This window comes from Mogibacterium sp. CM50 (assembly GCF_000293155.1).
Lineage (GTDB): Bacteria > Bacillota > Clostridia > Peptostreptococcales > Anaerovoracaceae > Mogibacterium > Mogibacterium timidum.
In genome coordinates this window covers 38399-55572 of the sequence record NZ_ALNL01000009.1, presented here as the reverse complement: position 1 = coordinate 55572, position 17174 = coordinate 38399, and the positions used below count along the sequence as shown (strand labels likewise).

The following is a 17174-nucleotide window of genomic DNA, read 5'->3' as shown; positions in this document are numbered from 1 at the left end:
ATGCAACGAAGCTGCTGTTCAAATTCGTCTTATCTGGTGATTTCTTTATACCCACGCATTGAAAAAGGACGCCTTGCAGCGACCTTTTCCGAATGTTTATAGCTTGGGAGAAAAACCTGTGCCTCTTCGACACTTTCTACACTATCATTTTATCAGGAAAAAAAGTGAATTGTGTGAATCTTGTATTTTATGTCAAATTTTCATTCGCCAAAACCGTTTTAACTTCTTAGTTATTGTGCTTCTGTCATAACCGAGAAGCTTCCCTATCTCTTCCTGGCTTAATCCGTTTATGTAATAGCTACGCAGGATGGTTCTAAGTTCACTATCTGTTTGAATCTCGATAAATTTCTCTGCTTCAATTATTTTTCTTTGCAGCTTCTTCTTTGTGGCTATAAGCCTTTTTATCAATTGATCCTTGCATATTGAGCCATCATCATAACCTGTCTCTATTTTGGGAATCGGAAACCCAGTCCTATAATCTTTGTAGAACGCAAAAGTATATGTGCTTTTAGGAGCACACAAAGACATCTCTATTGCATTAATTTCTTGCTTAATCGATATAAGCTCTTCCATTTCTTTTTTTGTCATATTTCATCCCACTTAAATAAACTTGCTCCCTAGAGCAACTCATCACCTTCTGCAATTTTCTGTTTTTCGCATTCGTATAAGCAAGCTGAATCCGGAACCATTACCTCCGTTTTCCTCGTCTTGCCCGAACAAAGCTAATTGTCTTCCATCATGTTCAACAAGACAGTCCGTAAATGTATATCTTGTCTTGTTGTTTTTATTAACAAGCTTAGAGATATATAGCCCATCTGATGGATCATTAATAATTCTCTCCATCTGGGATTTAGTTATAGCTTTATCTGAAACTATAGGATCAGGCTTCTCTAAATTTATGGAGCTACCCCAGCATCTTTTACTCTTACCCTGCCTAGCCATATATAGAGCTTTGCCTGTGATTCCGTATTCATCAAATTTGAGCTTATCAGAATTTGAAAATCCAGCCTTCCATTTATCCTCTATGACATCTCTATCCACATTTCCAAATATCATGTGGATATGTGGTCTTGCTTTTGAACCTGTATCATCTCCAGCATGGTTGGATATTACATACACATATTTCACCGGTTCACTGGATCTCTTTTTCATCTCCCTGCGGACTCTTGTCACGTAGTTAGTTATATCCTTAAGTACCTGCTCTCTGTTGTATGGCAGATGAGCATCGTCATATGTGAGATCTATGCTAAAGTCTCCCTCTTTGAAATTAAGATTGCATAATCTGACAAAGTATCTTTGACTTCTTTTTGAATTTAAGTTTTTCTGTGCCGGTGATGACTCATGTCTTCTTTCTGCTCTCTTTATTATTTTCTTCCGGGGAGACACATTATATATTTCTAACTCGAGATAATCTCCGGTGTAATATTTCTTCGTTCTTATCATAGTTACTAAATGCCTGACTTATTAATACTCATTTGAACTCTTAATCCGGCTCGCGGCCGGATAGTTTTACCTTATTTTTTGATTTCTTTCTTCCTTATATATAAGGAAGATACTCTTGAACTTTTAGTTCTATATATGAAAGCGGCAAGCATCTGTAAAAAAACAATATGTGCTCTTATATATTTATGTACGATTTTTTAAAGGAGTATACCTGCCGCTGTCATAGCTTTTGTTTTCTATCTACATGTACACATATATGCACACTAGCAGGATTATTAGCCCTGTAATGAGCAGTGCATCTGTTATCATGAATAATTTATTTGCCATATCCATCCTCTTCATGGCTGTAAATGACAGTGCTACTACTCCAAACATAAGACCTGTAATTAAGCACGTTAGTATCAAATTAATCATTTTCTAATTCTCCAGATTTTCTTTGTATAGTTTAAGTTCCTTAAGCCACTCTGCTAATTGTCTATGCTCTTCGCCACATTCATCGCAGCTTGCAGCAGCGACTTCTTCTGCATGAGCTATAGCTTCATCTAATGTCATCATCACTTTTAACCTCTTCAGGGTTGTATGCCGGCACTGAGAGGAGCGCACAAGCAGTGCATTTATCATAATCATGCTTCCGACACCATTTGCAGATGCCCTCGCGCTGCTCCTCCGTGTACATAGCTGCTAAATCTTTTGATCTAATCAAGAGGAAAGTCTCCTGCCAGCTCTGCATTCACCGGATCCTCGTACCTTGCTATGATTTCTGCCATTGTCTTTTCCTCTTCTTCCGGATCCGGTTTGTGTGGTTCAAGATACTCGTTTACCTTTTTTACACCAAGTAGATCGTCAAAGAATTTATGCACTTTGTTCTTCCTCATATGTTTTGGTCTATCCCTCATTTGGATTCCTCCCATCCCATTCCGTTTGCTTAATATCGGTCACAATAGCAATTCTATCTTCCATCCCTATTTCCCAATTTAGGTATACTCTTGCTTTTTCTAAATCTTCCACTCCTCCCTTGTGGTCGGCTCGGATTAAATACTTGAGGGCGTTCCCTCTGCAAAATGCTTTGAATCCATCTTCCCTAAGTACCGCTTTGATAACATCTATGGACTCTATGCCGAGTCCATCTAATCTGTAGTGTTTAGGCTCATTGACCGAATCATTGTCAGAGTCTTTATTCTTTGCACCTTGAAGGGCTTCTATTTCAACTGCTAGCCCCGGATCATGATTTACCATTCTGGTTAACTGTCTGAAGGTCTTGCTCAGTCTTATGCATCTGATACGGTATTCATGCAACCCAAGCAGGTATTTAACCTGTTCAATCATATTTTCAACATCTGCAATCTCTTCCTGAACATGGTCTATGTTCTCGTGGCTCAGTGCCTCAACGAGTTCATTCAGTTCTTCAATGCACTTTCCCAGTTGGTTTTCTAATCCGTAATGGTCTGCTATAAATTTCAGTTCTTTGCTTATCATGTTCTTTTACCCTTTCAGCTGTTCTTCTTCAGTGTGCAGTACCTGAAGTAATGCACTGCGTACCTTTTCGCCTTGTCCCGGATCTTTCGCCTCGATGACTGCAAGGCTTTTACAGCATGATTGAAATATTTCCTGCAATATGTTGACCTGTGTCCGGAAGGTTGTCAGTTCATTCTGGCTGCTTGCGGACAATTCTTTTTCGAGTCTCGCTATTGTCTTCTCGGCTTCGGTATATGCTGCCTGAAGCTCAGCCTTACCTTCCTTTACTGCTTTTTCCTTATCCTTTTCATGCTCAGCTTTATATTTATCTACTGCCTTTTGTACATCCTCATTAGCTTTAGCCTTTGCACTTGCCACCCTTGCCTTTTCTTTTTCAAGCTTTTGGGTTAGCTTTTCGATTTCCTGATTCTTCGCCTCAAGCTCGGCTGTGCTTATTTCTGATTCGGATTGTTCAGCTTCCAGCTCTGCAATGCGGTTTTTAAGGTTTTCTATTTCATCACCTGTGCCGGCTTCAAGTTCATCATTCCTCGCTTTCAAGGCAGCGATTTCTCCTTTGAGTTCTGTTACCGTCATATCTGTAACATCTTCCGACTCAATCACCTCTTTCGCTATCTCTTCCGGAGCCGATAGTAAGGCAAACACCTTGGAAATGCTCAAATTCGTACACGTGTACGAATTTGAAAAGATACTATTTTCGTCAGTTGCGCGTTTGGCCAACTGCATCATTTTGTTTGCTTTTGATTGCGAAAAATCAAGATTATCATCGCACCATGAACCAAACTCTCCATGTGGTAATCGCTCTTTTACTATAAGCAAGCGGCGACCAGCAGATGCCGCCATCATGAGTGCAACGTTGCCTACAGCTTCCATCTGCTGATATAATCCGTTTGCCTCATGACAGAGCTGTTCAGTGCTCTTGCCTTCAAGCTCGCTATTAGCCTCATTAACTTCGTAATTTACATCTATAATCTGATCTGCCATTATGCTGCTCCCTTCCTCGACCGCTTTTTACTTCTCGGTTCGACGATGTTTTCCAACCACTCATTTACCCACTTTCTAACCTCCTGTGCCGGCATTCTGTTTCCGGTACCAAAACATTGAGATACACGGTGGTCATTATGGTCGCTACGGAGTTCAATCGTTACGAAAGAAGTATTCGGTTCGTTAATTCGCCTCATAACGAATACTGCCGTTTTCCCTTTACTCGCCCTGGCATAGTACGATACAACACAGTTCTTATTGTTACGACCTTCATTTTCGAAGTCCTTGAAATCCCTAAGCGGTCTGATTAGATATTCACTGTCTTCATATGCATATTTTTCAAGCGCAGGCAGGTAATTATCTTCATATTCCCTCTGCTGCTTTTCCCTCTTTCTCTGCTTTATTTCACTTTGTTTATCAAGATATTCACGTGAGATTCTGTCATGTGCTTCCTCCAGGTTTTTAGGATAGAGATAGTAATCGTCTTCCGGATACTCCAGCTCTTTGAACTGATGGTAGTAGTCGCTATACAAAAACTTGATTCGATTACGATCGTGGTTGTGCTGATACTGCTTCTCGGCATAATGCAGCACTTTTAGTGGTCTCTCCCTTACGATTTGTGCAAACCCGGATATTCCGTACATTCCATAGTCCTGGTAAAATTCTTTTGCATCCGGGATCCACTGCTTACACAGCTTCATATGTTCCTTCTTGACCTTGTTTTGTTTCTTCTTCAGGATTTTGTATCTTAAGATTCCGTCTACGGTAAGATACTCCCACTGCCTCAGCTTATCTACATCCTGCGCTGAAAGCCTCAAGAGCTGCGGCACCGTCTTAGCTTTCCAATTCGGTCTTAGAAATGTTGGTATTTTCCTAAGCTTGCACTCTACAAGTTCCCCGAGGCCTGCCTTTTTGATGTACTCGACATTAGGATTCCGTGCACAAAATGCCATTTCATCAATCAGATAATTCAGCCAATATGCAGCATTAGGATAATAATGGTCAAACCATATATCCATGTGTTTAAGGAAGCTCTCTTCAATTACAGCATTGATATTTGCATCTATACTGTAATAATCATGGTTCTCTACATGCATACGAGTGGTCTTTTCCCATCTGCGCTTGTCTGTTTTCCAATCATATATATAACGATATGCATACTGCTTATCAGGTTTGATGCAGCCAATCAGGTCAATAGTGAGATACATGTTATCCTTTATTTCATCTATATTTTTCTCAGCGTTGTACCACTTACTATGTGCTGCAACGCAATAGATACTTTCTCCATCTAGCCACATCCAAAAGAAATTTCGATACGAACTAACAGGATGCGCTGTATGAGGGATTGCTATCTCTAAGGTTCCGCAGTGAGGACAGTACACAGCATCGTCCTTGCGGATTGTCTCTGTATAATCCCATGTATGACCGCAATGCGAGCAATGTGCCCTTTTCTTCCAGCGATTATAGATGATACCTATAGGGGTCTCGTCATTAACCCAAGCTTCGAAATTGTTCGGGAAACGGACATCTAAAGGTAAAGCTTTTGCATTCTTATAATCAATCTGCATGCTTACCTCCTACAGCAAGTCAAGGATGTCTATCGTTCCGGAGCTACCGCTGTGGATGCCGTAATATTCATCTATCATTTGTATTACATCTTCATCGCTTATGCATCCGACATTATTCTTTGCATTTTTCCTAGCTTCCGACGTAATCTTGGAGATTAAGTCTTTGATTGATTTCCCTTCTGCAGTAATGAGTTTCGCTGCCTCTTCCGTCTTGCACACTTCGTTTAGATGCTCTTCGATAAAGTTTGCGAGAGGGCCGCCGATTTTCAGCGACTCCTTCGTAATTTGTTCTCTAGCCTTATTGATTACTTCCAAGCTCATAGTTTTCTCCTTTTACTATTTGCTGCGGTCTTACCCTTCAAATTTCCCGGCCAGCATGATACTCAGTTCATATGCTTCCTCTTCAGTAAGCGTGATACCTCTATGTTCCTTGATTTCATAATTGATCTGATTCATTTTTCTCCTCTTTTCTTTATTCTTCAAAGCTAATACCGCATATACGTGCCATCTTCTTTGATTGCACCCCATGACCATATTTACCTGCTTGAGGTTTATCTCGCATAAAGACTCTGAAATCTACCATGCACTGAGGACATAGATCATATACTCCCTCTGCATCTCCTATCACATCCAGCTGTTTGCTACGATTCCTATAGTCAATTTCTTCTCCGCATCTATCACAGAAAATGCGTTTCATGCTTGCCTCCTCTCTTTTGCTAAAACATTTCTCTTTGCTGACCCTCTCTGGAGAACAGTTTTTCATACTCTTGCTCTCTAGCTTCGATGTCCCTTTCTTTGGTTTTGATAATCTCCATTAAAATTTCTTTCGTTTTTGTTCTAGGATTATGTGCCGTTCGTAATCTGTCTTGAAACTTGCATATTGTTCTTTCGTCTTCTCTATTTGCGAATATAAGTTCACGCATTTTTTGGCGACCTTCCGGATCATACCGGCAGTGCCAATCATCGCAGTACTCACACTGTTTGCAGCATTTGTCACAAATAGTTCCTTTTATGCGGCGGCACCACCAGAAGGCTCGATTTACTCCCGGTGTTCCATGTTCGTGACCACAGCGATCACATATGCAGCCAACCTCTACCATTTCCTCTCCTTTATCAATTACAGCCTATGGCGTATAGGAATACCCACAACATTGGGATGAATAGTGCGGCAGCGATTGAACCTACTACTGCAATCGGTTGAAAGTTTCCATCTTCGTCTGAACACACATACTTAACAGCTTCTACGAATTCCTTCATCTTGATTCACCGACCTTTCACTGCTCTTAATATCGATATTTATTTCAACCGAGGCATTAGCTATTGCATCTGCATAGCCTGTGCAGTACATTAATTCTGCAAGCGGCTCTAGTTCACTGGGAAAATCAACATCTAATACATCCTCTAAGCTTAAGTACAGTATCTTTTTATGACTTTCATACGCTGCTTTTGCTGCTCTTGTTAACTCATCTTCATTTATCATTGGTTTTAGATTCTTTTTATTCATTGTGATTTTCCTCCATAATTTATCCGGTTAATTACACCGTCTTGTATTCATAAGCCTGTCGGCCACATCTGATGCAAAGTACTGCTTCTTTTTTCCGTCCGTAATGTATTCGCACCCTGCCATCAGGTTAATTACGTAATCTCTAGACTTACCCAGATATCTAGCTATGTCAGACTGACATGGCCAATTCCCAACTTCCCTTTTTATATCTCGAACTATTGTTTGTTTATCCATGTCCTTGTCCTTTTCTTCCTTTGAAGCTTGCAAATTATAAGAATGTCTCCCTTTCTTTCTATGAATGTTGCTTCGTTGCAGATTCCATCGCTGCTGCACTTGACGCTATAAGCGGGAAATTTGACATAAGTGATGATGTTCTCAACCAAGTCAAGGGATACTTTTTCACATATAAAAAGCTAATATCCGTTTTTGAACGCTTTTTATAAGCTTTTTCCACACCTTCAAAATATGTCTTTATAAATGGCCCGACTGTTTTTTCATCGTATTGACTTGTAGGTTCGTACTTTATTTCCGTTTTTAATCTCGGAATACTTCCTTTGATAAGCCTTATGAAGTATTCAGGCTTTTTACTTGTCCTGTCTTCCATCTTGGTTCTCATTTACAGCTCTCCTTTGTTCTCTAACTTGAAATATATTTCCTAGTAATGGCAGATTACTGATACAGCGTTAACGTTACGATACGTATAAATCGGTGACTGGCTTAGTCGTTAAATTAGCCCACTATATCAAGTACTCCTGAATTGTTGTTAGCGTGAGGCTTTATAGCGAAAAAGGTAAACAAATCCAGCGAAAAACTATCAAAGACGGCCCTTTGGTAGTTTTTTGTTTACAAGAATCAGTTCTCCAGTGTCATCTCAGGAAAGAATGTATCTTTTTTATCCAAGTCTTACATTCATAACCTTTACCAATGAATTGACTATTGTTTCGGCTGACTCAATAGTTATTTCATTGATGTTCATGTTGTCTATAGCCTCGAACAATTTATTAGCTGCCCTCACTTGAATCTCTTGCAGACTTAACTCTTTATCTTCTTTTGTGTTAATGAGCTCGACGATTACATTGGTCTTTGAGATTATGTCATCATCGGTAATATCTGCGATAAGTTCGCCAGTGTTATCCTTGATGACTATTTCTTTTGCTTCTTTATTGCCTATTTTCATTACTTTTTCTCCTTTTCCGTGTGATATACTCCCTTTACAGACTGTTGGAGCAGTCGAGTATTAAGAAGGGAGATGTTTCGAATGAATTTTTATTACTTTAATAGCTCGCCCGATGAACATGGTTATCATGAAGTGCATTCTCAAACCTGTAGCTATTTGCCGAATAGTTCTCATATGGTGGATATTGGTTATTGCGATTCCTGTCATGAAGCTTTAAGCCTTGCCCGCTATAAGTATCCGAGTTTAAAATTCGATGGATGCTACTGGTGTTGTCAAGAATGTCATAAGCTCTAAGTTTAGGCTGACATTAGTCAGCCTTATTTTGTAATTCAGGTTTCATGAGTACCGCACGACTTACGAATATGTCCTGAACTAGGACTATAGTTTCATCTAGCACCTCTAGTGTTAGATTTCTGTCTTTCATATGATTTAAGATCATGTTTGCCATTTCACCGGCTTCTCTTTCTTTCCATGCTTTTTGTGTTTCAACTTTCATGTGTGTCTCCTTTCTGTTTTGCTGTATAATCACCTCGGGTATACTAAAAACGCTGGGGTTAACACGGTTCAGGCGCTCGTGCAGATAGCGTCCAACATAGTCCTTTCGGCAATTCAATCTCACCTGTAGTTTTTACGACCATAGACAGGCTTACTCTTGCCTTTTTACCTGAAAGTTTGTCTATGGTGATTTCTGTCAAAAATTCTAGTTCTGAACCATCTAGGTAGAATCTGTTATCTTTTACTTCGAGTTTGTTCACCTGTGCACCTCCTTTAAATAGCGATATTTCTCCATCTTGGTTCTCCCTCTTCAGCTCTTCTTTCCAATAGTGACTGTGATTCCTAAATTCTTAAAAGCTTTATCTGCAGCATCCAGTGAAATGTTTCGCTTTCCTGTTTCCCAGTAAGATACAGATCGACCTGTACACCCCAGCAACGCACCAAACTCTTTATAATTCATGTTGCGTTTTCGCCTCTCAATTTTGAGTATGTTTCTTATCTCTTCAGATTTCCTCATATTGACCTTACCTCTACTTTCTGATATATTGTTATCAAACACATGTTCGCAACAATATATTGTGTGTAATCCAATATAAAAGAAAGGAGGTGTTCTATTATGGCAAAACCTATTAAGCCAGGTACTGACAATAAGCCCGGTGGGACTTACGTTGAAGTCGGTCCTAAAGGTGGTAAAGTAGATCGTCCTAGAATTGTTCATATTGATCCAGGCGATAGATTACCCCCTACAAAAGAACCAGGTAATGGCTGGATAAAAAAGTAAACTTTTTACCGCTCTTTATGAGCGGCTTTTTATTTCAAGCTTTTTTCTGGATATGCAGTAGCATCTTCCAAACACATTTATCTGTATCCATGCTTCTGCATATAGCTTTCCGTCTTCTTCATACTTTGTTATGTAATGTTTAACCATTTCTCCCTCCCTCTTCAGCTCTCGCTCTTCTTCTTATACGGTTAAACCGTAATTTTAAACTAAAAAAATAATGTCGTTGTAACTTATCTGATATACCTCTTCAATCTTTTTGAGAATAGGGATATCTGGATAGCTCTTCCCACATTCATAATTTGACAGGGTGTCTGGGCTAATTCCAATCAATTTAGCCGCCTCAACCTGTGTGTATCCTCTTAAAGCTCTGACTGATTTAAGCGTCAGTTTATCATTTTTCAACTTACTCACCTCGCTTCTTCTTCATTTGATAATTGGAGTATATTACGGTTAAACCGTCTTGTCAACGGTTTTTTCGTAATTTTTTCAAAATTTTATTGTGTTTTTTACGAGATTAGCGTATTATTTTCATATCAAATGGAGGTGGATAATGAGTACACAATTAGGCAACAAAAAAATAATGGCAAAAAACATTCAGTACTATATGGATTTGTACAACAAAACTAGAAATGATATTTGCCAGGATCTCGGAATAAAATACACCACCTTTACAGATTGGATAAAGGCAAATACTTATCCAAGAATAGATAAAATTGAATTGATGGCTAATTATTTCAATATAGAAAAATCTGATCTTATAGAGGAGCACAACAAAGAATCTGTTCAATCAGATCGCCCTCTTCCATCGAATATCATTCTGCCTTCAGCGCACAAGCTCCCCATCATGGGTACTATATGCGCAGGAGATGGTGTGGTATGCGAAGATGATTACCAGGGTACATTTATAGTAGATATAGATGTTAAAGCGGATTACTGCCTGAAGGTACACGGCGACAGTATGATTGGTGCCAATATCTATGATGGAGATATAGTCTTTATTTCAAAGTCTTATGATTTTGTTCAAGACCAAATATACGCTATTGAAAGGTTAGATTACAACGAAGCTTCTCTAAAGAGAGTTACGCAGGATGGCGACACGTTGATACTTAATCCTTGTAATCCTGAGTATCATGCAATGGTTACTGACTACGAAGAAGTGAGAATAATCGGGCGATGTGTTGGTGTGCTGCATAAGTATGTGTAGTTAGTTAAAAATGGCTATGGATACTCTACCTAATTGAGAAAGGAAAATGCTATGAAGAAAATCATTCCTGTTCTTTTAATCATAGTTGCCACTTTAGGGTTAATTTCATGTTCTAAAAACAAAGGATTGAAAAAGGAAGATTTTATAGGACGATGGGATGCCACAGCTTATTTTGATAAAGATTCTAATTACCCTGACGATTATGATCGTCAAGCTAATCTATACAAAAAATACGCAAGCGAAGAGCCAGAAGAATCTGTTAATTATATAACCCTAGAAGAAGATGGTTCTATGGAAGTTTGTTATCAAGATGAAAAAATCTCTGGTATTTGGAAACTTGAAAACAATGAAATTATATTTAAAGATTTGGATACCGGGAATACTTTAGATAAATATAGTATAGACAGAAGTAACAAGCGACTGGTATTAAAAGTGGATGATAAAACGGCTTTTGTATACGAGAAATAACTTTAACTGCAGTAGCAATTATTGATGACCATTTTGTTGACGTCAACAAATCATGCAATTCTAAAGTAGGAGGTTTATATGGGCGACTTTGGTAACATTATTTTATACGAGATAGAAAATAAACAAGAGACTGTTTCTGTTACATTTAAAGATAAAACATTTTGGTTAACTCAAAAGGCTATGTCTGAATTATTCGGTTGTTCTTCAGATAATATATCTTTGCATTTAAAAAATATATTCTCTGAAGGCGAATTAATAAAGGATTCAGTTACCGAGAAATTCTCGGCAACTGCTTCAGATGGAAAAAACTATTTAACGCAGTTCTATAATCTCGACGCTATTATTTCAGTATGTGCAAATTTTGCACATACTGCTACGTTTAGAAAGGAAAAACACTAATGAATATGAATACATTTCATTCTGGCAATTACATATCTCAAGGCGATTATACATCATTTTCACCAACTTTAATTAATCATTCTTGGAGATGGAATGATGCTGAACTTAATATATTACTTGAGCAAGCTAGTAGTGAGTTAGGAAGCTTAAATGCCTTTTCTGACTTAATACCTAATATTGATATTTATATAAGAATGCACATAAAAACTGAAGCAAACAAATCTAATAAAATTGAAGGTACCAAAACGAGCATCGAAGAGGATTTACTTCCTGCAGAAGATATTGCTCCTGAGAAGAGGGATGACCAGCAGGAAGTCCGCAACTACATTAAAGCTTTAAATTACGGTATAAAGCGTATATTAGGTGATGATTTTCCTCTTTGTAACAGGCTTATTTGTGAAATTCACAAATTGCTCTTATCTGGAGTTAGAGGCAAATATAAGACTCCTGGCGAAATACGCAAATCACAAAATTGGATTGGTGGTTCAAAGCCATCAGACGCAGTGTATGTCCCACCTAGCATTATCGAACTTCCAGACTTAATGTCGGATTTTGAAAAATTTATCAATACGGATGATTGGAATGTGCCAAACCTAATAAAGATAGCTATATTACACTATCAATTTGAAACAATCCATCCTTTTCTTGACGGTAACGGTAGGATTGGCAGGCTCATAATTCCACTTTATTTATTGGATAAAAACATGCTATCAAAACCATGCTTCTATATATCAGATTTCTTTGAAAAACATCGAACTGAATATTATGATGCGCTTAATCGTGTTAGGCTAAATAATGACTTAATTGGTTGGATAAAATTTTTCTTGAAAGCAGTAATTGAAACCGCTAAATCAGCCAAGGTCAAGTTTAAAAATGTAACTGACTATGTTAAAGATACAGAAGAACGAGCACTAAAATTAGGTGGACGTCCAGAAAACATATTACGCGTACTCCGTTTATTTTATGATAATCCTCTCCTAAGCAGTTCTGTAATTGCAAAGGAAACAGGCATATCAAAGGGAACTGTTGATAACATTATCAAAAAACTTTACGGTGATAACATTTTAGTTGAAGTAACCGGATACTCTCGAAACAGATTATTTGCTTTGATGGATTATCTTAAAATATTTATTTAAAATGGGTTTTGAAATTTTATAGCACAAATCTATACATTTTTTTGAGTTATAAAAAACCATAGCTCAAATATCCTCGTTTTTTTGAGTTATAAAAGGTTATAGCATAAATTTATCTGGTTTTTTGAGTTATAAATTTTTATGGCTCACAATGTGCCATTCCCCTATAACCACATAAAATAACCGCACCTGCGGCAACAGGCACGGTTGTAGAAATTGGCATCGCTTGATACACAAAGTTCCAACAAAAGTATATCAGCGATGCCTTGTTATTACAAGCAGGGCACTTTTTGTGCCTAAACTCAGGAGGTTGATATGAATTATATTCGTAGATCGTTCACATATAATGGTAAACGTTATTGTGTATATGGAAAGACTGAACGAGAAGCTATTGAAAAGCTCATATTAAAAAGACAGGCTCTTGAGAATGATGAACTAGTTAATCCAGCAAAGCGGACCGTATCATCCTGAGCGATTGAGTGTGTTGAGACATATAAAGTAAGGCAAAGCTCTATTACTCGTGAGAAGTATCTACAGAAAATGCAGTCATATGTCCTCAAAGAGATTGGATCTATGCTACTCAAAGATGTATCGCCTATCGTGTGTCAGCAGGTATTAAATCTAAAGGCTGATAAGTCTAAGGCCACTATAAATGATACCTATCAAATGCTACGTTTTATATTTAAGTATGCGAAAATAAATAAATTCATCAATAGCGACCCGACAGAATATCTCGCTAAACCTTCTGGATACTATAATCCTAGACGATCACTCACAGTTTCGGAAGAAAAGCATTTTTTAAATGTGCTAGACAACCATTATGAACCTCTTTATTTTGCGTTAATGTACTATGCTGGATGCCGACCATCTGAAGCTTCATCAGTTGAATTTAGAGATATAGTAAAGCGTGAGGACGTCAGATACTTGCATATAAGAGGCACAAAGACAAAGGCTGCAGACAGATACGTTCCAATCGTAGATGGACTTGCGAAGTTTATTCCCTCTTCAGCTAGTCCTTTTGAGCTACTCTGTAAAAATAGATATGGAAAGGCTTTGAATAAAGATAACAAAAGGCGAGCATGGGCACACCTCTGCAAGTTAATGAATATTGATATGGGATGTAAAGTATATAGAAACCAACTACTACCACCATTCCCACTGGCTACAGATATTTCTGCATACTCCTTACGTCATACATTTTGTACAAATCTGCAAAAACGGGGTGTGGATATTAGAACTGCTCAATATCTGATGGGACATGCCGATATTCAAATGACAGCCAATATATATACTCACGTTGATTTTGAAATTATAAATCAGGCAGCAGCGTTAATGTGATACCGTGTTACTCGCTGCGATAACAGGTGCTACAGTCGTTGAAATTACTGATTATTATGCTGTACTCCTAAAGCGGGTGTCGGAGGTTCGAATCCTCTTCGGGACACCAGTTGAAAACACTGCAATTCTAACGAGTTGCAGTGCTTTTTCTTTGTTTGGAAAGTTACGCTTATTGAAAACAGCGTCGCTCGGTCGAAGTCACTTCCGGAGTCACTTCGACCGAAGCGATTCTACTTATTCATGGCTGATAGCGCCATTGCAGCCATCGATTGTGCATATATACGTATAATTGCGCGGATATATATTTACGCGATATCCCACTGCGCAGATATTTGGTTGCGAGACTATTTAATTCCGCCCTTCATAAACGCAGTCTGGTCGTACCAAGCCGGGATAACCTTGAGCATCAAAGCTTCCGGCTCTACATCCTCAAGGTATTCCAACGACGTGATCAGCAGGTTGTTCTCAGCATATGCCCCGCCGACGATAGTGTTGATTGGCAGACATCCCCATGGATCATCTATGCTGGACTTGATCTCCAGCCTGTTGACGTATCCGGGTGTCCAAGCATCGTATGTGTAGTTACATACATTCCTGATTAGACCGGTATTAGTGAACTTGAATTTGCCATTTTCATCAGGTAGTCTGTCGAAGTGGAAGTAGTATCCGCTCCCTGCCGTCACCTTGCCCGGAACGGGCGACTGATATAACGCATGTGTCAGAGGGTGGTTGTAGCTGCCGAGCTGCATCTCTATGTTGAGGAGCTCAGCGCCGCGTCTCGACACATTGCAAGTAACCTTGTCGTTTTCGCCCTTCCTGATGTAGAACTCCGCACCCAGTTTCTTAGGTATAGCCGAATTGTCACGTCCGAGCTGAGTTGCCATCTCTGCACCGGGCCCGCCCAGCAACAGGCTGATGGGATACAGTCCGACCTGCCCCTTATATGTGCAATATACGCCGAGGATTGCCTCATAGTAGTTGTCTGCGAAGGTTGGCTCCTTGATATGACAAGCGCTGACCGTTACTACCGGAACTGCAAACGGTTCCAGTGGAGCCGGCAGAACCTTGGCAACTGCTGCCGGATCTGTCAGGTATGCCAGGTAGATTCCTTCCTGTCCGCGCATGTGCGACACCTTGGCAAAATTGCTCAGCTCATCCCCGGTCACTACGAAGCTTGGCTCGGGTTTTCTAAATAAATTCGCTCCCACTTCGTATCCCGACTTTGTCGCCGGAGCTATCGTTCCATCCTTGATGGCCGAACCTACCAGACATACAACAAGGCCTTTCTCCTCCATGGCGTCCTTGAGACTTCGGTCGGAACTATAACCGAGCGAGAGTACAACTGCATCTGCAGCGATTTTCTTCTCTTCCTTGTTATCTACGTTCTCAATTACTACACCGTCTGCAGTGATCTCCTTGAGTGTGTGCCCTAATTCCCACTCTACATCCATCTTGCCGAGTCTTGACATGACATCGAGCACGTTGTTTCTGTAGGCGTTTGCGCCCGCCTGCTTGAGCATATCGACAAAAGCAACCTTACATCCCTTCTCTCCGAGAAATTCACCGACTTCGAGTCCCGTGAGTCCTGCGCCAATCATAGCAACTGATTTGCCGGCGATATCCGCCTTGCCAGTTAGCACTTCCTCTACGGTGTAAACGTTCTTGCCGTCAACTCCCGGTATGGACTTAGGGAACACCGCCCTGGAGCCCGTAGCGAGAACTACTGCATCCGGTTCCAGAGCAGCGATATTCTCCGGGCTTGCTTCCTTGCCCAGCTGAACCTCTACTCCGAGACGAGCAAAGCTATCTCTGTAGTAATCTGCGATCCACTCCATTCTCTCCTTGAGAGGTGGACGCTTAGCCAGGTTGACAGTTCCACCAAGTGATTCCTGACGATCCATAAGAGTAACCTTGACACCTCTCTTGGCTAACGTCTCAGCTGCCATCATGCCGCCGGGACCACCGCCTACGACTACAACCCTATGTCCGACAGTGTCCGGCTCAAGTTCGCCGTAACGCTTCTCATTACATGTAAGCGGATTTACGGCACACTCAAGAGGCAGTCCTTGTGCATTGAGTCCCATCAGGGTCTCGAAGCATCTCAGACAACTGATGCACTTCTTGAGCTCGCTTTCTCTGCCTTCCTGCACCTTTCTGCCCCACTCTGGGTCTGCAAGCCATGGTCTGCCCATTCCGACAAAATCAACAACCTCATCGTCCAGTAACTCCTCGGCAGCTGCAGGTTCACGGATAGCCGAAACTGCGATGACCGGAATACCTACAACATCCTTTACAGCCTTGATAAACGGCTTTCTCCAGCCCTGTGCAAAGGATATTGGTTCTATAGCCATGAGTCCGGTCTCGTACAGTGCGCAGCTGACATCGATAAAATCGATCCCCGCTGCTTCCAGGGCCTTAACTATCTTGATACCGTCTTCGATGTGGATATAGTCCTCTTCAACGCCGATTGTTGAGAGAAACTCATCGACTGAAACCCTGCAACCAAGAACATAGTCGTCGCCGCACTTCCTGCGAATGTCTTCGATAATCTCCAGGACTAGGCGCATGCGGTTATCGAAGCTGCCGCCGTACTCATCCGTTCTCATGTTGGTATATGGCGATAGGAACTGCTGCAGCAGATATCCGTGAGCACAGTGAAGCTCAACACCATCTATACCTGCCTTCTTACAGCGAAGCGCAGCATCTCCAAACTGACCTACCAGCTCATGAATTTCATCTATACCCATAGGTCGTGTCTCCTGCTTCGACACATTACACATGCGGTCGGAAGCTGAAACACAGGGCTGTCCGCCGATTAACGCTGATACACCCTCACGGCCGGGGTGATGAAGCTGGATAAAAATCTTCGATCCATACTTATGAACTGTGCCGGCGAGTTTAGCGAGTGAAGGAATATGTCTATCGCTCGTAGCTGCGAGCTGACGGAACATCCCGGCCCCGGTAGCTTCATTTACCCTGCATATCTCCGGCATAATCAGTCCACATCCACCCCTTGCTCTGGCTTCAAAATATGCGAGCATTGCCGGACCGGCTGTTCCGTCAAGCTCCGCCAGGTTAGTTCCCATTGGCGTCATGACCAAGCGGTTCTTAATATCAACATTGCCGATCCTGTCTTTTTCAAATAACCTATCATACATAATTTCACCCTCCTTAAATATTGGTGAACAAGCTCTAAACCTATGTTAA

General features: G+C 40.5%; 29 protein-coding genes. 7 read left to right on the top strand and 22 right to left on the bottom strand.

Features of this window, described 5'->3' with window-relative positions:
* Positions 1-192: 192 nt before the first annotated feature.
* The 19 genes from HMPREF1152_RS00845 to HMPREF1152_RS00760 form a co-directional block, all read right to left on the bottom strand.
* Positions 193-588 carry a helix-turn-helix domain-containing protein gene (locus HMPREF1152_RS00845; RefSeq protein WP_009643206.1) on the bottom strand — a complete coding sequence of 132 codons (396 nt, stop codon included), beginning with the start codon at positions 586-588 and terminating at the stop codon, positions 193-195.
* A gap of 42 nt (positions 589-630) precedes the next feature.
* Positions 631-1443 carry a rolling circle replication-associated protein gene (locus HMPREF1152_RS00840; protein ID WP_009643230.1) on the bottom strand — a complete coding sequence of 271 codons (813 nt, stop codon included), beginning with the start codon at positions 1441-1443 and terminating at the stop codon, positions 631-633.
* Between the two features lie 240 nt (positions 1444-1683).
* Positions 1684-1857 (bottom strand): hypothetical protein, encoded by a 174-nt coding sequence (locus HMPREF1152_RS09490; protein ID WP_009643207.1) that lies wholly within the window; start codon positions 1855-1857, stop codon positions 1684-1686.
* 3 nt (positions 1858-1860) lie between these two features.
* Positions 1861-1998, bottom strand: coding sequence for a hypothetical protein (locus HMPREF1152_RS09485; RefSeq protein ID WP_009643204.1), 138 nt, complete (start codon positions 1996-1998; stop codon positions 1861-1863).
* A complete protein-coding gene (locus HMPREF1152_RS09480) occupies positions 1982-2146 on the bottom strand; it encodes a hypothetical protein (RefSeq protein ID WP_009643258.1) in 165 nt (54 codons plus the stop codon). Before HMPREF1152_RS09480 ends, HMPREF1152_RS09485 begins: the two co-directional genes overlap by 17 nt.
* Positions 2139-2339, bottom strand: coding sequence for a hypothetical protein (locus HMPREF1152_RS00835; protein ID WP_009643241.1), 201 nt, complete (start codon positions 2337-2339; stop codon positions 2139-2141). The genes HMPREF1152_RS09480 and HMPREF1152_RS00835 overlap by 8 nt, the downstream gene beginning before the upstream one ends.
* Entirely contained in the window at positions 2329-2919 is a 591-nt protein-coding gene (locus HMPREF1152_RS09675) for a DUF3310 domain-containing protein (protein WP_009643220.1), read from the bottom strand. Before HMPREF1152_RS09675 ends, HMPREF1152_RS00835 begins: the two co-directional genes overlap by 11 nt.
* 6 nt (positions 2920-2925) lie before the next feature.
* Complete coding sequence (locus HMPREF1152_RS00820; RefSeq protein ID WP_009643193.1) at positions 2926-3900, bottom strand: DUF3102 domain-containing protein; 975 nt, start codon at positions 3898-3900, stop codon at positions 2926-2928.
* Entirely contained in the window at positions 3900-5468 is a 1569-nt protein-coding gene (locus tag HMPREF1152_RS00815) for a PcfJ domain-containing protein (RefSeq protein WP_009643239.1), read from the bottom strand. The genes HMPREF1152_RS00820 and HMPREF1152_RS00815 overlap by 1 nt, the downstream gene beginning before the upstream one ends.
* A 9-nt stretch (positions 5469-5477) precedes the next feature.
* A complete protein-coding gene (locus tag HMPREF1152_RS00810) occupies positions 5478-5789 on the bottom strand; it encodes a Cas9 inhibitor AcrIIA9 family protein (RefSeq protein WP_009643249.1) in 312 nt (103 codons plus the stop codon).
* 151 nt (positions 5790-5940) lie between these two features.
* Positions 5941-6165 carry a hypothetical protein gene (locus tag HMPREF1152_RS00805; RefSeq protein ID WP_009643260.1) on the bottom strand — a complete coding sequence of 75 codons (225 nt, stop codon included), beginning with the start codon at positions 6163-6165 and terminating at the stop codon, positions 5941-5943.
* 19 nt (positions 6166-6184) lie between these two features.
* The gene (locus HMPREF1152_RS09790) at positions 6185-6568 is read right to left on the bottom strand and encodes a hypothetical protein (protein ID WP_039883269.1); all 384 of its coding nucleotides are present in this window, start codon (positions 6566-6568) and stop codon (positions 6185-6187) included.
* A gap of 131 nt (positions 6569-6699) precedes the next feature.
* Positions 6700-6972: a hypothetical protein gene (locus tag HMPREF1152_RS00795; RefSeq protein ID WP_009643208.1), complete on the bottom strand. Its 273-nt coding sequence runs from the start codon at positions 6970-6972 to the stop codon at positions 6700-6702.
* Positions 6973-6999: 27 nt separating this feature from the next.
* On the bottom strand, positions 7000-7206 hold the full coding sequence (locus HMPREF1152_RS00790; RefSeq protein WP_156791924.1) for a hypothetical protein: 207 nt from the start codon (positions 7204-7206) through the stop codon (positions 7000-7002).
* 58 nt (positions 7207-7264) lie between these two features.
* Positions 7265-7588 (bottom strand): hypothetical protein, encoded by a 324-nt coding sequence (locus HMPREF1152_RS00785; RefSeq protein ID WP_009643205.1) that lies wholly within the window; start codon positions 7586-7588, stop codon positions 7265-7267.
* 276 nt (positions 7589-7864) lie between these two features.
* On the bottom strand, positions 7865-8149 hold the full coding sequence (locus tag HMPREF1152_RS00780; RefSeq protein WP_009643237.1) for a hypothetical protein: 285 nt from the start codon (positions 8147-8149) through the stop codon (positions 7865-7867).
* 307 nt (positions 8150-8456) lie between these two features.
* Positions 8457-8645, bottom strand: coding sequence for a hypothetical protein (locus HMPREF1152_RS00770; protein ID WP_009643245.1), 189 nt, complete (start codon positions 8643-8645; stop codon positions 8457-8459).
* Between the two features lie 58 nt (positions 8646-8703).
* Positions 8704-8904 carry a hypothetical protein gene (locus HMPREF1152_RS00765; RefSeq protein ID WP_009643212.1) on the bottom strand — a complete coding sequence of 67 codons (201 nt, stop codon included), beginning with the start codon at positions 8902-8904 and terminating at the stop codon, positions 8704-8706.
* Between the two features lie 50 nt (positions 8905-8954).
* Positions 8955-9161 (bottom strand): helix-turn-helix transcriptional regulator, encoded by a 207-nt coding sequence (locus HMPREF1152_RS00760; RefSeq protein ID WP_009643210.1) that lies wholly within the window; start codon positions 9159-9161, stop codon positions 8955-8957.
* Between the two features lie 99 nt (positions 9162-9260).
* Between HMPREF1152_RS00760 and HMPREF1152_RS09175 the strand changes: the two genes are divergently transcribed.
* Positions 9261-9425, top strand: a complete 165-nt coding sequence (locus HMPREF1152_RS09175) for a YjzC family protein (RefSeq protein WP_083844291.1) — start codon at positions 9261-9263, stop codon at positions 9423-9425.
* A gap of 15 nt (positions 9426-9440) precedes the next feature.
* On the opposite strand, the gene HMPREF1152_RS09915 is transcribed toward HMPREF1152_RS09175, so the two are convergent.
* Positions 9441-9572 carry a hypothetical protein gene (locus HMPREF1152_RS09915; RefSeq protein ID WP_009643197.1) on the bottom strand — a complete coding sequence of 44 codons (132 nt, stop codon included), beginning with the start codon at positions 9570-9572 and terminating at the stop codon, positions 9441-9443.
* 54 nt (positions 9573-9626) lie between these two features.
* On the bottom strand, positions 9627-9836 hold the full coding sequence (locus HMPREF1152_RS00755) for a helix-turn-helix transcriptional regulator (RefSeq protein WP_418888142.1): 210 nt from the start codon (positions 9834-9836) through the stop codon (positions 9627-9629).
* 139 nt (positions 9837-9975) lie between these two features.
* Between HMPREF1152_RS00755 and HMPREF1152_RS00750 the strand changes: the two genes are divergently transcribed.
* The 6 genes from HMPREF1152_RS00750 (at position 9976) to HMPREF1152_RS00730 (ending at position 13967) form a co-directional block, all read left to right on the top strand.
* Positions 9976-10629, top strand: a complete 654-nt coding sequence (locus tag HMPREF1152_RS00750; RefSeq protein ID WP_009643236.1) for a LexA family protein — start codon at positions 9976-9978, stop codon at positions 10627-10629.
* 51 nt (positions 10630-10680) lie between these two features.
* The gene (locus HMPREF1152_RS00745) at positions 10681-11097 is read left to right on the top strand and encodes a lipocalin-like protein (RefSeq protein WP_009643270.1); all 417 of its coding nucleotides are present in this window, start codon (positions 10681-10683) and stop codon (positions 11095-11097) included.
* A gap of 78 nt (positions 11098-11175) precedes the next feature.
* The gene (locus HMPREF1152_RS00740) at positions 11176-11496 is read left to right on the top strand and encodes a hypothetical protein (protein WP_009643279.1); all 321 of its coding nucleotides are present in this window, start codon (positions 11176-11178) and stop codon (positions 11494-11496) included.
* Entirely contained in the window at positions 11496-12632 is a 1137-nt protein-coding gene (locus HMPREF1152_RS00735; protein WP_009643238.1) for a Fic family protein, read from the top strand. The genes HMPREF1152_RS00740 and HMPREF1152_RS00735 overlap by 1 nt, the downstream gene beginning before the upstream one ends.
* A gap of 312 nt (positions 12633-12944) precedes the next feature.
* On the top strand, positions 12945-13100 hold the full coding sequence (locus tag HMPREF1152_RS09475) for a hypothetical protein (protein WP_156791923.1): 156 nt from the start codon (positions 12945-12947) through the stop codon (positions 13098-13100).
* Between the two features lie 3 nt (positions 13101-13103).
* On the top strand, positions 13104-13967 hold the full coding sequence (locus tag HMPREF1152_RS00730) for a tyrosine-type recombinase/integrase (protein WP_442852102.1): 864 nt from the start codon (positions 13104-13106) through the stop codon (positions 13965-13967).
* A 344-nt stretch (positions 13968-14311) separates the two neighbouring features.
* Here the strand turns inward: HMPREF1152_RS00730 and HMPREF1152_RS00725 are convergent, their stop codons facing one another.
* The gene (locus HMPREF1152_RS00725; protein WP_009643221.1) at positions 14312-17125 is read right to left on the bottom strand and encodes an oxidoreductase; all 2814 of its coding nucleotides are present in this window, start codon (positions 17123-17125) and stop codon (positions 14312-14314) included.
* Positions 17126-17174: the final 49 nt, after the last annotated feature.

What these genes read in the sequence shown, in the direction of transcription:
- HMPREF1152_RS00845 (WP_009643206.1), bottom strand. Translation starts at nt 588, where the DNA reads ATGACAAAAAAAGAAATGGAAGAGCTTATATCGATTAAGCAAGAAATT.
- HMPREF1152_RS00840 (WP_009643230.1), bottom strand. Translation starts at nt 1,443, where the DNA reads ATGATAAGAACGAAGAAATATTACACCGGAGATTATCTCGAGTTAGAA.
- HMPREF1152_RS09490 (WP_009643207.1), bottom strand. Translation starts at nt 1,857, where the DNA reads ATGATTAATTTGATACTAACGTGCTTAATTACAGGTCTTATGTTTGGA.
- HMPREF1152_RS09485 (WP_009643204.1), bottom strand. Translation starts at nt 1,998, where the DNA reads ATGATGACATTAGATGAAGCTATAGCTCATGCAGAAGAAGTCGCTGCT.
- HMPREF1152_RS00835 (WP_009643241.1), bottom strand. Translation starts at nt 2,339, where the DNA reads ATGAGGGATAGACCAAAACATATGAGGAAGAACAAAGTGCATAAATTC.
- HMPREF1152_RS09675 (WP_009643220.1), bottom strand. Translation starts at nt 2,919, where the DNA reads ATGATAAGCAAAGAACTGAAATTTATAGCAGACCATTACGGATTAGAA.
- HMPREF1152_RS00820 (WP_009643193.1), bottom strand. Translation starts at nt 3,900, where the DNA reads ATGGCAGATCAGATTATAGATGTAAATTACGAAGTTAATGAGGCTAAT.
- HMPREF1152_RS00815 (WP_009643239.1), bottom strand. Translation starts at nt 5,468, where the DNA reads ATGCAGATTGATTATAAGAATGCAAAAGCTTTACCTTTAGATGTCCGT.
- HMPREF1152_RS00810 (WP_009643249.1), bottom strand. Translation starts at nt 5,789, where the DNA reads ATGAGCTTGGAAGTAATCAATAAGGCTAGAGAACAAATTACGAAGGAG.
- HMPREF1152_RS00805 (WP_009643260.1), bottom strand. Translation starts at nt 6,165, where the DNA reads ATGAAACGCATTTTCTGTGATAGATGCGGAGAAGAAATTGACTATAGG.
- HMPREF1152_RS09790 (WP_039883269.1), bottom strand. Translation starts at nt 6,568, where the DNA reads ATGGTAGAGGTTGGCTGCATATGTGATCGCTGTGGTCACGAACATGGA.
- HMPREF1152_RS00795 (WP_009643208.1), bottom strand. Translation starts at nt 6,972, where the DNA reads ATGAATAAAAAGAATCTAAAACCAATGATAAATGAAGATGAGTTAACA.
- HMPREF1152_RS00790 (WP_156791924.1), bottom strand. Translation starts at nt 7,206, where the DNA reads ATGGATAAACAAACAATAGTTCGAGATATAAAAAGGGAAGTTGGGAAT.
- HMPREF1152_RS00785 (WP_009643205.1), bottom strand. Translation starts at nt 7,588, where the DNA reads ATGAGAACCAAGATGGAAGACAGGACAAGTAAAAAGCCTGAATACTTC.
- HMPREF1152_RS00780 (WP_009643237.1), bottom strand. Translation starts at nt 8,149, where the DNA reads ATGAAAATAGGCAATAAAGAAGCAAAAGAAATAGTCATCAAGGATAAC.
- HMPREF1152_RS00770 (WP_009643245.1), bottom strand. Translation starts at nt 8,645, where the DNA reads ATGAAAGTTGAAACACAAAAAGCATGGAAAGAAAGAGAAGCCGGTGAA.
- HMPREF1152_RS00760 (WP_009643210.1), bottom strand. Translation starts at nt 9,161, where the DNA reads ATGAGGAAATCTGAAGAGATAAGAAACATACTCAAAATTGAGAGGCGA.
- HMPREF1152_RS09175 (WP_083844291.1), top strand. Translation starts at nt 9,261, where the DNA reads ATGGCAAAACCTATTAAGCCAGGTACTGACAATAAGCCCGGTGGGACT.
- HMPREF1152_RS09915 (WP_009643197.1), bottom strand. Translation starts at nt 9,572, where the DNA reads ATGGTTAAACATTACATAACAAAGTATGAAGAAGACGGAAAGCTATAT.
- HMPREF1152_RS00750 (WP_009643236.1), top strand. Translation starts at nt 9,976, where the DNA reads ATGAGTACACAATTAGGCAACAAAAAAATAATGGCAAAAAACATTCAG.
- HMPREF1152_RS00745 (WP_009643270.1), top strand. Translation starts at nt 10,681, where the DNA reads ATGAAGAAAATCATTCCTGTTCTTTTAATCATAGTTGCCACTTTAGGG.
- HMPREF1152_RS00740 (WP_009643279.1), top strand. Translation starts at nt 11,176, where the DNA reads ATGGGCGACTTTGGTAACATTATTTTATACGAGATAGAAAATAAACAA.
- HMPREF1152_RS00735 (WP_009643238.1), top strand. Translation starts at nt 11,496, where the DNA reads ATGAATATGAATACATTTCATTCTGGCAATTACATATCTCAAGGCGAT.
- HMPREF1152_RS09475 (WP_156791923.1), top strand. Translation starts at nt 12,945, where the DNA reads ATGAATTATATTCGTAGATCGTTCACATATAATGGTAAACGTTATTGT.
- HMPREF1152_RS00725 (WP_009643221.1), bottom strand. Translation starts at nt 17,125, where the DNA reads ATGTATGATAGGTTATTTGAAAAAGACAGGATCGGCAATGTTGATATT.